Source organism: Streptomyces sp. BE20 (assembly GCF_036322525.1).
In the GTDB taxonomy this organism is placed as follows: domain Bacteria; phylum Actinomycetota; class Actinomycetes; order Streptomycetales; family Streptomycetaceae; genus Kitasatospora.
The window spans coordinates 25,032-39,945 of the sequence record NZ_JAQYWW010001113.1; the positions used below are offsets into that span (position 1 = coordinate 25,032).

Sequence of the window (14,914 nt, forward strand, 5' to 3'; positions counted from 1 at the left end):
CGGGGCCGTCGGGGTCGCCGGGGGTGGGCGGGGGTTGTCCGGGGTCACCGGACGCCGCCGAAGTGCTCCGGCCGCCCGCGCGTGCGTGCGACCGTGCGCCCCCGGTCGTTTCGGTCATGTCAATCCGGGTGGCCCTTCGTGCTATTCCCATGCCCCCCGGGTCGTTCCTACACTGAAGCCCCGCGAACGGGGACGCGAGGGGTAGCGGTTGCCGGGGGGCCAGGGGGAGGCGCGTGTGAACGACCATGGCTGGGACGAGGACGCGGCCCGGCCGTACTTCTTCCTCAGTTACGCGCACACCCCGAAGGCGGGCGCGCGCGGCGCCGGCGACCCCAACCACTGGGTCCGCCAGCTCTACCGGGACCTCTGCGAGGCGGTGCTCCAGCTCACGGCCGTGCCCGCCGGCGTGCCGGTCGGCTTCATGGACGAGTCCATGCACCAGGGCGAGCTGTGGGCCGAACGGCTCTCCGAGGAGCTGGCCGCCTGCCGGGTGTTCGTGCCGCTCTACTCGCCGCGCTACTTCAACAGCATCCCGTGCGGCCAGGAGTGGCACTCCTTCACCCGCCGCCCGGTCTACCCGGCGACCATCGACGCCGAGCGGACCAGCGGCATCGTCCCGGTCCTCTGGGCGCCGATGAGCCGCTACAAGCTGCCCAAGGTGGCCGGTGAACTCCAGTTCAACCACGCCAGCTTCGGCCCCGACTACGCCACCGAGGGCCTGTACGCCCTGATGAAGCTCAGCTACTTCCGTTCCGCGTACGAGCTGGCCGTGCACCGGCTGGCCGCGCGGATCGTCGAGGTGGCGGAGGAGACGGTCATCCCGGTCGGGCGACCGCTCGACTTCAACGCCCAGCCGAGCGCCTTCGACGTCGCCGCGCCGACCAAACGCTTGCGGATCTCCGTCCTCTCGTACCACCGGAGCGAGGTGCCGGCCGACCGCAACCCGGACTACTACGGCACCCGCCGCACCGACTGGCACCCCTACCGGCCGGTCGCCAACCGCCCGCTCGCCGAGCACGCGGTGCGCCTGGCCCGGCAGCTGGGGTTCCAGCCGACCGTGCACGAGTTCGACGAGGAGGCCGAGGCGCTGCTCGGGGGCGGCGAGCCCACCGCCCCCGGACTGCTGCTGCTCGACCGCTGGGCCCTCTGCGACGAGCAGCGCCGCGAGCTGGTCCGGCGGTTCGACCGGTCGGACTCGGCCTGGGTGAGCGTGCTGGAACCCTGGAACGCGGACGACCCCGACTGCGTCGAACACCACCGCGACATGGCCGACCTCGCCGACCAGGTCCTGCGGTTGACCCACCGGGCGGCGCGCCCCAGCTTCCTCGGCGTGCTCGGCGGTACCCCCGGGCTGGCCAGCCTGGAGGAGTTCGACGACGCGCTGCCCAGAGCCGCGATGAAGGCCAAGTACGCCTTCGAGGGCCGGACGAGGACCGAACCGGACGAGCCACCGACCCCCCGCCCGAGTCTGCGCGGCGCGTTCCGGCCGCAGGGCGGACGGGCCGGCCCGGACCGGTACGGCGGGGACCCCTTCGAACCGGACGAGCCCTTCGGTGACGACGACCACCCAGCACGCCAGAGAGGCGACCGCCCGGACGACGGGACGCCCGGGGGAGGAACCACATGAGCGAGGACCGCACCAGGAACCTCCGCATCGGAGGGCTCACCGCCGAGGCGCTCGCCGCCCAGCGCGAGGCGGAGCGCGACCGGCACGGCCGGATCATCACGTTCTACTCGTACAAGGGCGGCACCGGCCGCACCATGGCGCTCGCCAACACCGCCTGGATCCTGGCCGCCAACGGCTTCCGCGTGCTCACCGTGGACTGGGACCTGGAGGCGCCGGGCCTGGCCAAGTTCTTCCACCCCTTCCTCGACCAGGCCGCCCTCGCCGGCACCACCGGGATGATGGACCTGATCGCCGAGTACCGGGAGGAGGCGCTGCGCCCCGTCGAGCACGCCGAGGGCTGGCACCTGGACTTCGCCCGGGTGCACCCGCACGCGCTCTCGCTCTCCTGGCCGCTCTTCCCGCCCGGCGGCAGCCTGGACTTCCTCTCCGCCGGCCAGTTCAACCGGGACTACTCCGAGGCCGTCACCCACCTCGACTGGGACATCTTCTACGACCGTTTCGACGGCGGGCAGTTCTTCGACGCCCTGCGCGCCGACATGAGCAAGCACTACGACTACGTGCTGATCGACTCCCGGACCGGCCTCTCCGACATCGCCGAGATCTGCACCGTCCAGATGCCCGACGACCTGGTCGTCTGCTTCACCCTCAGCGACCAGTCCATCGACGGCGCCTCGCGGATCGCCCAGCACATCCACGACCGCTACCGCGAGCGCGGCATCCGCATCCTGCCGGTGCCGATGCGGATCGACGAGGGCGAGAAGGAGAAGGCCGACGCCGGCCGGGCGCTCGCCCGGATCCGCTTCGACGGCCTCCCCGCCGGCCTCGACGGCGACGAACTCGCCCACTACTGGGGCTCGGTGGAGATCCCCTACCGGCCGTTCTACGCCTACGAGGAGATCCTCGCCACCTTCGGCGACCAGGGCGGCGCCCAGACCTCCATGCTGGCCGCCTGCGAGCGGCTCACCTCGGCGATCACCGAGAGCCGGGTCCGCTCGCTGCCGGCCGTCGACGAGGAGATCCGCCTCCGGTACGTGGACGCCTTCACCCGGCGCCGCCCGTCCGTCCCGGCCGACCTCTACCTCTCGTACGTCCCCGAGGACCGGATGTGGGCGGACTGGATCGAGTCGGTGCTCACCCGGGCCGGCTTCCGGGTGCTGCCCCGCGACCTCAGCGCCGGCGCCGAACCGCGCCAGGACACCGAGCGCGGCATCGACGCCGCCCACCGGACGGTCGCCGTCCTCTCGCCCGCCTACCAGCGCTCGCCGCAGGCCCGCGCGCTCTGGGAGTCGGTGGTCAGCTCCGACCCGTCCGGCACCCGCCGTCAGCTGGTCCCGGTCCGGGTCGGCGACGTCCGGCTCACCGCGCCGTTCTCCAACCGCAACCCCGTCGACCTCGTCGGGCGCGACGAGGCGCAGTCCGTACAGACCCTGCTCCGCGCGCTCGGCCGCGGCGACGTCGCCCTCGCCGAGGCCCCGGCCGGCGGCCCCCGGTTCCCCGGCAGCAAGCCCCAGGTCTGGGACGTCCCGCCCCGCAACCCCTCCTTCACCGGGCGCTCCGCCGTCCTGGAGCAGCTCCGCAACCAGCTGCGCGGCGGCATGGCGGCCGTCCTGCCCACCCCACAGACCCTCTACGGGCTCGGCGGCGTCGGAAAGACCCAGGTCGCCCTGGAGTACGCACACCGCTTCATGTCCGACTACGACCTGGTCTGGTGGATCGACGCCGAACAGACCGAACTCGTCGCCCCCGCCCTCGCCGACCTCGCCCGCCGACTCGGCCTGCGCGTCGGCGACTCCGTCACCGAAGCCGCCGAAGCCGCCCGCGAGGCGCTGCGCCGCGGGGTGCCCACCTCGCGCTGGCTGCTGATCTTCGACAACGCCGACGAACCCACCGAGATCCGCCGCTTCTTCCCCGGCGGCTCCGGCCACATCCTGGTCACCTCCCGCAACCAGGCCTGGTCCGGCCACGCCGAGGCCCTGGAAGTGGACGTCTTCACCCGCGGCGAGAGCGTCGAACACCTCTGCCGCCGCGCCCGCGGCCTCTCCCGCCCCGACGCCGACCGCGTCGCCGAGGCGGTCGGCGACCTGCCGCTCGCCGTCGAGGTCGCCGCCGCCTGGCTCGACACCACCGGCACCCCGGTCGACACCTACGTCGCCCAGCTCCAGGCCGAAGCGGCCCGCGCCCTCGCGGGCACCCGCCCCGCCGACTACCCCACCCCCGTCGGCGCCACCTGGAACGTCTCCATCGCCCGGCTCCGCGAGCAGTCCCCGGCCGCCGTCCGGCTGCTCCAGCTCTGCGCGTTCTTCGCGCCCGAGCCGATCTCCATGAACCTCTTCTACAGCGACCAGATGATCCGTGCGCTCGTCCAGTACGACGCGGACCTGAGCGACAAGTTCATGCTCGGCAAGGTGATCCAGGCGATCGGCCGGTACGCGCTCGCCAAGGTCGACGCCGGCACCAACAGCTTCCAGGTGCACCGCCTCGTCCAGGCCGTCATCCGTGCCGAGATGACCGACGACGAGCAGGAGGTCGCCGTCCACGAGGTGCACCGCATCCTCACCGGCGCCCGGCCCTCCCTCGGCGACACCGACGACCCGGCCAACTGGCCCGCGTTCGACGAGATCTGGCCCCACCTGTCGCCCTCCAAGGCCCACAACTGCGACGAGGCCGACACCCGCCAGCTCCTCATCGACCGCGTCCGCTACCTGTGGAAGCGCGGCGAGCTCGACCGCGCCCGCGACCTCGGCCACGCCCTCGACGACGAGTGGACCCGCAAGCTCGGCGAGAACGACCGCCAGACCCTGCTGCTCCGCTTCCAGCTCGCCAACGTCCTGCGCTCGCAGGGCAACTACGCCGAGGCCCTGGCCCTGGACGAATCGACCCTGGAGCGCCAGCGGGCCCTGCTCGGCGAGCACCACCCCTACACCCTGATGACGGCGGGCTCCCTCGGCGCCGACCGCCGGGCCCTCGGCCGGTTCCAGGCCGCCCTCGACCTCGACCGCGAAATCCTGGACCAGTTCCGCGAGTTGTTCGGCGACGACAACCCGCGCACGCTCTCGATGGCGAACAACCTCGCCATCGACTACCGCCTCGTCGGGGACAGCGAAGCCGCCCGCGAACTCGACCAGGAGACCCTCGACCGGCGCACCGCGGTGCTCGGGCCGCGCCACCCGTACACCCTCTCCACCAAGTCCAACCTCGCCCGCGACCTGCGGGAACTCGGCGACTACCAGGGCTCGGTGGAACTCCTCCAGGAAGTCACCAACGACCTCGGCGGCGTCCTCGACCCGGACCTTCCGGAGAACCTGCGCAACGCCAAGTCCCTGGCCGTCTCCCTGCGCCGGATCGGACAGCTGGCCGAGGCCCGCCGGATCACCAAGGAGACCTACGAGCGCTACCTGGAGCGGTACGGCGCCGACGCCCCGGACGCGCTGGCCTGCGCGCTCAACCTGGCCGCCGACCACAGCGCGTCCGGCGACAAGGAGACCGCCCGCGACCTGTGCGCCACCGTCTACGAGGGCCACCGCCGACTGTTCGGCGACGAGCACCCGTTCTCCCTGGCCTGCGCGAACAACCTCGGCATCTACCTGCGCGGCAGCGGCGACGTGCCCGGGGCGATCGCCCGCGGCCTGGCCACCGTGGACGGCCTCACCCGCTCGGTGGGGCCGGACCACCCGTACACCCTGATCGCGATGATCAACCTGGCCAACGCCCACGGCGACGACGGCCGGACCGACCTCGCCGAGGAGCTCGGCCGCGCCGCGTACGAGGGCCTCTGCCGCCGCTACTCGGCGCGCCACCCCGACGCGGTGGCCTGCGAGGCCAACCTGGCCGTCACCCTGCGGGTGGCCGGCCGGCACACCCCGGCCGCCGAACACCGGGCCCGGGCGATCGCCGAGCTGATCCGCCAGTTCGGCGAGGAGCACCCCAACACCGTCGCGGCCCGGGGCTGGAAGCGGATCAACCGCGACCTCGAACCGCAGCCGGTGTGACCGGCCCGGGCGGTGTGCGGGTCGGCCGCACACCGCCGGGCCGCACACCGCCGGGGCCGGCCCTCGCGGAGGCCGGTCGCCGGCGTCGGCCGTCCGCGGTGCGCTCCGGCCCGCCGCGTATGCTTCGGGCCTGATGAACGAGCAGCCTCCGGTCCTGGTCACCCGCCGTCTCGCCCCCGGCGTCGTCGAACGGCTCACCGCGCACCACGCGGCCACCGTGCACGACTCCGAACTGCCGCTGCCGCGCGCCGAACTGCTGGCCGCCGTCCGCGGCCGGACGGCCGTGATCACCACCCTCGACGACGTGGTCGACGCCGAACTCCTCGACGCGGCCGGCCCCGGCCTCCGGGTGGTGGCCAACCACGCGGTCGGCCACCACAACATCGACCTCGCCGCCTGCGCCGACCGCGGGGTCCTGGTGACCAACACCCCCGGCGTGCTCACCGCCGCCACCGCCGACATGGCGTGGGCGCTGCTGCTGTCCGCCACCCGCCGGCTCGGCGAGGGCGAGCGCCTGCTGCGCTCCGGCCGGCCGTGGGCCTGGGCCCCCACCTTCCTGCTCGGCCTGGAACTCGCCGGCACCCCGCTGGGCATCCTCGGCATGGGCCGGATCGGCCGGGCGGTGGCCCGCCGGGCCCGCGCGTTCGACATGCCCGTCAGCTACCACAACCGCCACCCGCTGCCGCCCGAGCAGGCCGAGGGCGCCGACTGGCTGCCGCTGGACGACCTGCTCGCCGCCTCCACCGTGCTGGTGGTCACCTGCCCGCTCGGCGACGCCACCCGGCACCTGCTGGACGCCCGCAGGCTCGCCCTGCTGCCGCCCGGCGCGGTGGTGGTGTCGATGACCGCCGGAGTCGTCGACGAGGAGGCGCTCGCCGCCGCCCTGGAGTCCGGCGCGCTGTTCGCCGCCGCCGTCGACAACTTCGAGAAGGAGCCGGCCGTCCCCGCCGCGCTGCTCGCCCAGGACCGGGCCGTGCTCGCGCCGCACCTCGGCAGCGCCACCGTCCGCACCCGGCAGGCCATGGGCGGCCTCGCGGTCGACAACGTCCTCGCCGTCCTGGCCGGCGACCCCCCGGTGACGCCGGTCGCGCCGGTCACCCCCCGGTGACGCCGGTCACCCGCCGGAAGCCGGGCCCGCGGCCCAGTTGAGAGCCGTGGCCATCACCCGGAACGCGCCGAAGTGGGCGGCACCGGGTTCCAGGAACAGCTCGGAGCCGGGGATGTGGTCGGCCAGCCAGCGGGAGTGGTCGACGGGGGAGAACTGGTCGTCGGCGCCGTGCCAGAGCCAGGTCGGCACCCCGATGTCCCCGACCTGGAAGCCCCAGCCGGCGGTGAAGGCCAGCACGTCGTCGATCCAGCCGTCGGCGCCGTGCCGGAACGCCTCCCGGTAGTTGCTCTGCAGCATCCGCCGCAACCCGGTGTCGGCCACCACCTCCCGGTCGGTGGCCGGCAGTTCGGGCCGCAGCCCCTTGAGCAGGCTGACCGGGTCGGCCCGGATCTGCTGCGAGCGGAAGAGCATGCCGGCGGCGATCCGGTCGTGCCCGCGCTCGGCCTCCCGGTACGCCCGGACGTTGGACGGCGTCATCCCGCCGTACCAGTCCAGACCGGCGGCGTCGCGGGGGGCCAGGCCGACCAGGACGGCGGCCCGGGTGACCCGCTCCGGCAGCAGCGCCGCGCAGGCCAGCGCGTGCGGACCGCCGCCGGAACGGCCGAGCACCGCGAAGGCGTCGATACCGAGATCGTCGGCGATGGTCCGGACGTCCACGGCCGCGGCGGCCACCCGGCGGCCGGGCAGCCGGGTGGAGTCGCCGTACCCGGGCCGGTCGAAGGAGACCAGCCGGACGCCGAGCCGGTACAGCACGGTGCTGCGAGGGTGCGGGCCGACCCGGCTGCCGGGCATGCCGTGCAGCAGGAAGACCGGGCGGCCGCGCGGGTCGCCGTGGGTCTCGACCGCGAGTGCGCGGCCGTCCGCCGCCTTGACCATCCGTAGCGCCACGCACGACCTCCTCGGCTCTCGGGGTCCGGCCGGTCGGCCGGCGGCCCCGGTCGGCGGGCCGGACCGGATCAGGTGGGTTGATCCCCGGGCGGCCCCGGCGGGTCGGTCCGGGCGCCGGGCCCGGTCGACCGCCCGTTCAGTGGTCCCGGTCGGTCGTGCCGCGGACCTCGCGGCGGGCCTGCCAGGTGGTGTGCTCGCGGGAGACGGCGTCCTCGGCGTCGCGGGCGAGCCGGGCCCAGAGCTCCTCGGCGTCGGCCGAACCCACGTCCAGCCGGGCGAGCTGGTTGCTGATCAGCTCCAGCTCGTGGGCGGCCAGGCCGTACGCGGCGGCCAGCGGCCGGTACTGGCGCAGCTGCGCCCAGGCGGCGACCGAGGCGGCGACGGCGGAGACGGTACCGAGCGCGTCGTAGGAGAACTCGCCCATCGCCCGCAGCGCCGCCAGCACCAGGCCGAGCAGCGGCAGCACCACACCGAGCACACCGGCCCAGAACCCGGCCCGGGCGCAGTACCGCGCCTTGGACCGGTACCAGTCGTGCTGGACCCGTATCCGCTCGCGCAGGTAGACGTCCCGGCGGACCGCCAGCGGCTGGTCCCGCAGCCCGCGCATCGCCTCGGTGATCTGGGTGTCGGCGGGCCGGGTGCCCAGGCCGGGGCCGACCGCGCGGCTGTCCCGGAAGGCGTTCAGCACCCGGCCCAGCTGGAAGCCGTAGAGGCCCTCGGCGTCCGGCAGGCTGCGCGGCGGCGGCTGGAAGGCGTCGGCCCGGACGGCGAACTTCCAGGCGAGGGTCTTCACCGACTCGGCGGCGGCCCGGCCCTCGTACCAGAGGCCCTGCGGGTTCTGCCGGCTGATCACCACGGCCAGGCAGATCGCCCCGAGGTAGGCCGCGGCCGCGAGCCAGGCCCAGAGGCCGCCGTCGGCGGAGCCGGCCGCGGCGGCGGCGACCAGCAGCACCAGTTCCCAGGCGGAGAGCCGGACGGCCCGCCGCTGCCCCTGCCGGGAGGCCGAGTCGGCGGCCCAGAACAGTTCGGGCAGCAGCTCGCGCTCCTGCACCCGGGCCAGCGGCCCCGCACCCGACGCCATGCTCGGCCCCCACCCGTCGCTCCGGTCGCACGCTGTCCTGCCCCGGCGGCCGGGCCGGTACGCCTGCGCGGGCCCCGGCCCGTCCGCTTTGGCCGGGAAACCGCCGGAGTTTGTCCCGTATATCGGTGCTCCCGCGACCGCGCCGGCGCCCGGGAGCCGCATCTCCCGGGCCCGCGCCGGGCCCGCGCCGGGCCCGCGCCCCCGGGCCCGCGAGCGCCGGAGCCCCGACTCAGAAGGTGTAGAAGATCCGGTCCGTGTTGTCGGCCATCTGCTTGGCGTTCCACTCGGTCCCGCCGGGCACGTTGCCGGAGCGGAAGAGCGGCGGGGCGGCGCCGTCGCCGGCCGCCGCGGCGTCGGCCAGCCGGCCCACCGCCGAGGCGACCACGGCCTGCATCAGCGCGCTGGTGACGATGGTGGAGACCGGCCCGAAGGTGGCCTCGGCGCCCGGGTGGGTCAGCTCGCCGTCGCCCACCGCGATCTTGTTGTCCAGGACGACGTCGCAGTGGTCCTTCAGGTAGGTGCCCGACGGGTGCGCCGAGGGGACCTCGCCGGGGTAGGCGAGCGAGGTGAGCCCGATCACCCGCAGGCCCCGGCCGCGGGCGTGCTGCGCCAGTTCGACCGGCATCACCTGGCGGCCGGAGAGCGAGATCACGAAGAGCAGGTCGCCGGCGGTGGCGGGGGTCAGGTCCAGGGTGGTGGTGGCCAGTCCGGAGACCCGCTCCAGCGCGCTGGAGAGCGGTGCGGGCATCACCGTCACCCCGGCCATCCCGGGGACCTCCAGGAGGTTGATGGGAACCAGCCCGCCGGCCCGGTAGACCACGTCCTGGGCCGCCAGCGAGGAGTGGCCGGCGCCGAAGGTGAAGATTCTGCGTCCTTCGGAGATCGCCGCGGCCAGCAGGGCGGCAGCCGCCTCGATGGTGTCCGCCTCCTCCGTCCGGACCCGCTGGAGGTGGGCGATCGCGGCGTCGAAGTACCGGCCGACCAGCTCGCTCATCTGCTGCCTTCGCTCTCTGCCGGTGGGGGAGCCGGCCGGGTGGGGCGGCTCCGGAGGTCCGGGCCGCCGATGGAGAAAGCTACGGCGAGCACCGTGCTGCCTCACCGGGGCCGCTGTCAACAGCCACGAAACCCACGCCCGGGACCCTTGCGCGGGCCCGGTCGTCGGCCCGGTAGGTCAGAATTGGCGATGAGGACACCGAGGAACGGAGCCAGCGGCGATGTCTGGGCTGATCGACACCACTGAGATGTACCTTCGCACCATCCTGGAACTGGAGGAGGAGGGCATCACCCCGATGCGCGCCCGGATCGCCGAGCGCCTGGAGCAGAGCGGCCCCACCGTGAGCCAGACGGTCGGCCGGATGGAGCGCGACGGACTGCTCCAGGTCGCGGGCGACCGCCACCTCGAACTCACCGAGGAGGGACGACGGCTCGCGGTGCGGGTGATGCGCAAGCACCGCATCGCCGAGTGCCTGCTGGTCGACGTGATCGGACTGGAGTGGGAGCAGGTGCACGAGGAGGCCTGCCGTTGGGAGCACGTGATGAGCGAGACGGTCGAGCGCAAGGTGCTCGCCATGCTCGGCCACCCCACCCAGTCCCCGTACGGCAACCCGATCCCGGGTCTGGAGGAGCTGGGCGACGCCAAGGCCGAGGGCGAGGGCTTCGACGCCGGGCTCGTCCCGCTCGACTCGGTGAAGCCCGGGGACGACGGCGCCAGCGTGATCGTCCGCCGGATCGGCGAGCCGATCCAGATGGACGGCGACCTCATGCGCACGCTGCGCCGGGCCGGGGTCCGGCCGGGCTCCACGGTGCGGGTCACCGCCGGGGTCGGCGGGGTGCTCGTGGGCTCCGGGGAGAACGCCGCGGAGCTGGGCAAGGAGATCGCCGCGCACGTGTTCGTCGCGCAGCCCTGACGGGGCGCCCCGACGGGGCGTGAGTCAGCCCGGGCCCTGTCGGCCCCGTCCCGGTCGGTCCGGGACGGCCGACAGGGCCCGGTGCTTTCCCCGAGCACCGGGCCCTGCTGGTCCCTCCCTCACCTGCCCTCCGTGCCACCGGCCTCCCCGAACCCGGCCGGTGACACGGCCCCCGCCTCCCTCCCGTCCCCTCCGTCCCTCCCGCTCCGCCTCGCCCGGCTTCCCCGTCCGAGCGCCCCGTCCTGCGGCCCCTCACAGGTGGATTCCTCCCCTCGGTCGATCATGGCAATCCTTGAGCGTTGTCACTCGTACGAGGGGCTTTCGCCTGTGACCAGCGGGTACACCGAAGCCTTATCCGGACATGCGTATGACGGGCCCCGTCTCCGGTGGGAGACAAGGCCCGTCACTCGCGCGCGGGGTCTCGCGCATCGCGCGCCCTCACCCGATAGGCGTAGGGCGGCCGTTCGGGGGCGACCGGCGGGCGGCTCGGCCGGTCGGTTCAGCGCACCGCCGCCGGCTGGGCCGAGCGGTCCGGGAGCGAGGGCGCCTCGCGGCCGCACGCGTACGCCAGCGGACTGATCAGCTCGGCGGCGTCCGGCAGCCAGCGGTTCAGCGCGGAGGGCGAGCGGGCCCACTGGGCGAACCCGGTCGGGCCGACCCGGGACGGCGGGGCGACCGTCCAGTCCCCCTCGCCGCGGGCCACCAGGTCCAGCCGGCCGGTCGGCCAGCCGAGCTTGCGGAGCATCTCCGGCAGCTTGGCCGCCACGCCCGGCAGGACCAGGAAGTGCAGCCGCCGACCGTACCGCCCCGACGAGGCCGGGGCGACGACCACCGGGCCGAGCTGGAGGCCCATCCGCTCCATCCGGGCCAGCGCCAGGCAGCCCGCCACCTCCGGCACGTCCAGCACGTCGAAGGACCGGCCGGTGGGCAGCAGGATCGACGCCTCCGGCCGCTCCGTCCACCAGCGCCGCACCGCGCCCGGCCCGGCGCTCGCCTTGCGCGCCCAGTCCGAGTCGATCGGGTGGGCGCCGGGCAGCGGGCAGCGCGGGTCCGCGCAGGAGCAGCGGGCCGGGCCGTCACCGTCGATCAGCCAGGCGCCCGGCGCGACCTCCCAGTGGCGGTTCTCGGCGTAGCCGACGGCTTCGATGAGCAGCGGGGGCAGTCCGGCGTTGCCGCCCTGGTCGGGGGAGTCGGGGGTGTCTTCCACGGGCTGCTCAACTACCGTGCGTGAGGCTGGTTACGGTCCGGTGCGGGACGTTCCGCCGGGCGGGGGCAATTCACCCGAACCGGTGAGGCGAACCGTGTGGAAGAGCGCCGGGGGGAGGCGAGGTGGGCGCAGTGGGGGCGCACGGGAGCATATTCCCGGGCGCGTGGGGGGTGGGGATCGTCACCGTGGGTATCCCGCTGGCGTTGCTGATCGCTAACCTGATGTCAGATTCCTTTGACGGTCGGACAGTCGGCAACAGAGATCAGCAGAAAGCGTCGCCCGCCGGCCGGACCGGAGGGTGTGGGGAGGCGAAGCCAATGGCCGCGAGACCACTTGTCGCACGACAGCCCAACGAGCGTCTGCAGCAGCTGATCCAGGAGGCCAGCTGCTCCAACGCCGGTCTGGCACGGAGAGTCAACCTCTGCGGTGCCGAACACGGCCTGGACCTGCGCTACGACAAGACCTCCGTCGCGCGCTGGCTCCGCGGCCAGCAGCCGCGGGGGCAGGCGCCGGCGGTGATCGCCGAGGCGCTCGGCCGCAAGCTGGGGCGGAGCGTGTCGGTCGAGGAGATCGGCATGGCCGACGGCAAGAACCTCAGCTCCGGGATCGGGTTGCAGTTCGCGCCGACGCTGGGTGCCGCACTGGAGCAGGTCTGCGAGCTGTGGCGCAGCGACGTCGGCCGCCGGGACTTCCTGACCGGGGCGACGGTGGCGGCCTCCGCCCTGGTCGAGCCCAGCCGGGACTGGCTGATCACCCCGCCCGACCCGGTGGTGGCGCGGACCGGCGGCACGCGGGTCGGCCCGACCGACGTCGCGGCCATCAAGGCGACCACCGCGATGCTGGTCGACCTGGACCACAGGTTCGGCAGCGGCCACGTCCGCCCGGTGGTGGTGCACTACCTCAACAGCGTGGTCTCCGGCCTGCTCGGCGGTGCCTACCGCGAGGAGACCGGACGCCAACTCTTCGCCGCGGTCGCGCGGTTGACGGAGCTGGCGGGCTACATGGCGGTGGACACCGGCCAGCCCGGCCTGGCCCAGCGCTACTACATCCAGGCGCTGCGGCTGGCGCAGGCCGCCGACGACCGCGGCTACGGCGGGTACGTGCTGGCGGCCTCGATGAGCCACCTGGCGGCGACCCTCGGCAACCCGCGGGAGATCGCCCAGCTCGCCCGCGCCGCCCAGGAGGGCGCCCGTTCGGTGGCCACTCCGACGGCGATGGCGATGTTCTACGCGGCGGAGGCGCGCGGGCACGCCCTGCTCGGCGACGCCCGGGCCTGCGAGGCGGTGGCCGCCAAGGCGCTGGAGATGATGGAGAAGCGCCGCCCGGAGGACGACCCGGACTGGATCGTCCACTTCGACGACGCCTACCTCGCGGACGAGCTGGCCCACTGCCACCGCGACCTCGAACAGGCCGGCCAGGCCGAGCACTACGCCCGCCGGGCGCTCGACCTGCACCCGCCGACCCGGGTCCGGCGCCGCGCGGTGGACCTGGTCCTGCTGGCGACGGCGCAGCTGCAGCAGCGGGACGTCGAACGGGCCTGCGAGACCGGGGCCCAGGCGGTCCGGCTGCTGAGCGGGCTGCGGTCCAACCGGGGCGTGGAGTACCTGGACGAGTTCCGGCGCAGGTTGGAGCCGTTCCGGGAGCAGCGGGTGGTCCGCGAGTTCCAGGCCCGGGCCGAGGCGGAGGCCGCCTGAGCGGAAGGTCGGCGGGGCGCGTGCAGGGTCGGTGAGGGACGGACCGCCCACGTGGTCGGCCGGTTCGTCGAACCGGTAGCGTGGGCGCGACGTCCAAGGAACTGTGATGCTCCCAAGAACCGACGAGATGTGGTCCGCCGTCAGCGCGCGGTCCTGCACAGGTGAGGAATCGCGTTGAGCCAGCGCCGCTCGTACCCCAACTCGGGTGACTTCAACCTGGACGACCTGTTCCGCCCGGAGCCCGGCCAGCAGCAGGGGCAGCAACAGGGCCAGCAGGGCCAGCCGCAGGGCCAACCCCCGGTGCCCCCGGGCCAGCTCGCCGGCCCCCCGCAGGGCCACCCGCAGCCGGGCCGGCCCTCCGGGCAGCCCGAGTACCTCGGCGACAGCGCGTTGCCGACCCAGGCCATCCCCGCGCAGTCGGGCACCTGGGGCGGTGCGCCGCAGCCCGGTTACCCCGGCACGCCGCAGCCCGACCCGGCCCCGGCGACGCAGTACCTGCCGCCGTACCCGACCGGCGGCCCGCCGGCGCCGGGCGGCTACCCGGCCGCCGGGCCCGGCTACGCCCCGCCGGCGCAGGCGTATCCGCACCAGCCCGAGCCGGGCTACCAGGGCTACCCGCCGGCCGCGCAGGACTACCCGGGGCAGGAGTACCGGGAGCACCCGACCCAGGAGACCCCGGGGGGCCCGGGCGGCGGCCGTGGCGGGCGTTCGTCCACCAAGCTGATCGTCGGCGCGGTGGTGGCCGGTTGCCTGGCGGCGGCCGTCCTGGTCGCCGTGCTGATGGACAAGGACGAGCCGACCGGCCAGGAGCCGAAGGCCACCCCCGTGGCCACCGGCGGCGCCGCCGCCGGCAGCGCGGGCACCACCCCGACCGCCGGTCCGTCGACGGCCACCGTCAGCCCCGAGGTCAAGGCCCAGGCGCAGGCGCTCTCCGACCTGCTGGGCACCGCCAACGACAGCCGCCAGGCGGTGGTGAGCGCGGTCGGCTCGGTGCAGAAGTGCGAGAAGCTGCCCGAGTCGCAGCAGGCGCTGACGGCCGCCGCCGGCCAGCGGCGGGAGCTGCAGACCAAGCTCGCCGCGCTGAAGACGGACAAGCTGCCCGGTGGTCAGCAGTTGGTCGAGCAGCTCAACGCGGCCTGGCAGGCCTCGGCGGGTGCCGACGACGAGTACGCGGCCTGGGCCGGGGACGCGCAGGGCGGCTGCGAGCCCAGGAAGACCGACAACCAGCACTACAAGAACGCCGTGCAGGCCAGTGGCACCGCCACCACCGCCAAGAAGCAGGCGGCCGGGCTCTGGAACACCGTCGCCGGTCAGACCGGCCTGCCGACCCGCACCGACGGCGACCTCTGAGCCGCCCCCGTCGGACCGCCCCCGCCGGACCGCCCCGCGGCGCCCGGGCACGCCGGAGGGCCC

Annotated in this window: 10 protein-coding genes; 6 read left to right on the top strand and 4 right to left on the bottom strand. The window is 74.5% G+C overall.

The window, feature by feature from the left end; translation table 11 throughout:
* Nucleotides 1-235 precede the first annotated feature (235 nt).
* From PUR61_RS33400 to PUR61_RS33410, 3 genes are all read left to right on the top strand, one after another.
* Nucleotides 236-1,627 carry a TIR-like protein FxsC gene (locus PUR61_RS33400; RefSeq protein WP_329883263.1) on the top strand — a complete coding sequence of 464 codons (1,392 nt, stop codon included), beginning with the start codon at nucleotides 236-238 and terminating at the stop codon, nucleotides 1,625-1,627.
* On the top strand, nucleotides 1,624-5,616 hold the full coding sequence (gene fxsT, locus PUR61_RS33405) for an FxSxx-COOH system tetratricopeptide repeat protein (protein ID WP_443035282.1): 3,993 nt from the start codon (nucleotides 1,624-1,626) through the stop codon (nucleotides 5,614-5,616). The genes PUR61_RS33400 and fxsT overlap by 4 nt, the downstream gene beginning before the upstream one ends.
* Before the next feature lie 133 nt (nucleotides 5,617-5,749).
* Nucleotides 5,750-6,724 (top strand): 2-hydroxyacid dehydrogenase, encoded by a 975-nt coding sequence (locus tag PUR61_RS33410; RefSeq protein WP_329883264.1) that lies wholly within the window; start codon nucleotides 5,750-5,752, stop codon nucleotides 6,722-6,724.
* Between the two features lie 6 nt (nucleotides 6,725-6,730).
* On the opposite strand, the gene PUR61_RS33415 is transcribed toward PUR61_RS33410, so the two are convergent.
* The 3 genes from PUR61_RS33415 to PUR61_RS33425 all read right to left on the bottom strand — a co-directional run bounded on the left by PUR61_RS33415 (nucleotide 6,731) and on the right by PUR61_RS33425 (nucleotide 9,687).
* Nucleotides 6,731-7,600: an alpha/beta fold hydrolase gene (locus PUR61_RS33415; protein WP_329883364.1), complete on the bottom strand. Its 870-nt coding sequence runs from the start codon at nucleotides 7,598-7,600 to the stop codon at nucleotides 6,731-6,733.
* Nucleotides 7,601-7,748: 148 nt separating this feature from the next.
* Nucleotides 7,749-8,693 carry a DUF4231 domain-containing protein gene (locus tag PUR61_RS33420; protein WP_329883265.1) on the bottom strand — a complete coding sequence of 315 codons (945 nt, stop codon included), beginning with the start codon at nucleotides 8,691-8,693 and terminating at the stop codon, nucleotides 7,749-7,751.
* Between the two features lie 229 nt (nucleotides 8,694-8,922).
* Entirely contained in the window at nucleotides 8,923-9,687 is a 765-nt protein-coding gene (locus tag PUR61_RS33425) for an SIS domain-containing protein (protein ID WP_329883266.1), read from the bottom strand.
* 220 nt (nucleotides 9,688-9,907) lie between these two features.
* On the opposite strand from PUR61_RS33425, the gene PUR61_RS33430 reads away from it, so the two are divergent.
* Nucleotides 9,908-10,600, top strand: a complete 693-nt coding sequence (locus tag PUR61_RS33430) for a metal-dependent transcriptional regulator (RefSeq protein ID WP_329883267.1) — start codon at nucleotides 9,908-9,910, stop codon at nucleotides 10,598-10,600.
* Nucleotides 10,601-11,099: 499 nt separating this feature from the next.
* Here PUR61_RS33430 and PUR61_RS33435 read toward each other — a convergent pair whose 3' ends face one another.
* Entirely contained in the window at nucleotides 11,100-11,807 is a 708-nt protein-coding gene (locus PUR61_RS33435; RefSeq protein WP_329883268.1) for a bifunctional DNA primase/polymerase, read from the bottom strand.
* Between the two features lie 317 nt (nucleotides 11,808-12,124).
* Here PUR61_RS33435 and PUR61_RS33440 point away from each other — a divergent pair, with 317 nt between their 5' ends.
* Together PUR61_RS33440 and PUR61_RS33445 are read left to right on the top strand one after the other, a co-directional pair.
* A complete protein-coding gene (locus PUR61_RS33440) occupies nucleotides 12,125-13,501 on the top strand; it encodes a transcriptional regulator (protein ID WP_327679947.1) in 1,377 nt (458 codons plus the stop codon).
* Between the two features lie 174 nt (nucleotides 13,502-13,675).
* Nucleotides 13,676-14,851 (top strand): hypothetical protein, encoded by a 1,176-nt coding sequence (locus PUR61_RS33445; protein ID WP_329883269.1) that lies wholly within the window; start codon nucleotides 13,676-13,678, stop codon nucleotides 14,849-14,851.
* Nucleotides 14,852-14,914 lie beyond the last annotated feature (63 nt).

Coding starts and splice junctions, on each gene's coding strand:
- fxsT (WP_443035282.1), top strand. CDS start 1,624: ATGAGCGAGGACCGCACCAGGAACCTCCGCATCGGAGGGCTCACCGCC.
- PUR61_RS33410 (WP_329883264.1), top strand. CDS start 5,750: ATGAACGAGCAGCCTCCGGTCCTGGTCACCCGCCGTCTCGCCCCCGGC.
- PUR61_RS33415 (WP_329883364.1), bottom strand. CDS start 7,600: ATGGTCAAGGCGGCGGACGGCCGCGCACTCGCGGTCGAGACCCACGGC.
- PUR61_RS33420 (WP_329883265.1), bottom strand. CDS start 8,693: ATGGCGTCGGGTGCGGGGCCGCTGGCCCGGGTGCAGGAGCGCGAGCTG.
- PUR61_RS33425 (WP_329883266.1), bottom strand. CDS start 9,687: ATGAGCGAGCTGGTCGGCCGGTACTTCGACGCCGCGATCGCCCACCTC.
- PUR61_RS33430 (WP_329883267.1), top strand. CDS start 9,908: ATGTCTGGGCTGATCGACACCACTGAGATGTACCTTCGCACCATCCTG.
- PUR61_RS33440 (WP_327679947.1), top strand. CDS start 12,125: ATGGCCGCGAGACCACTTGTCGCACGACAGCCCAACGAGCGTCTGCAG.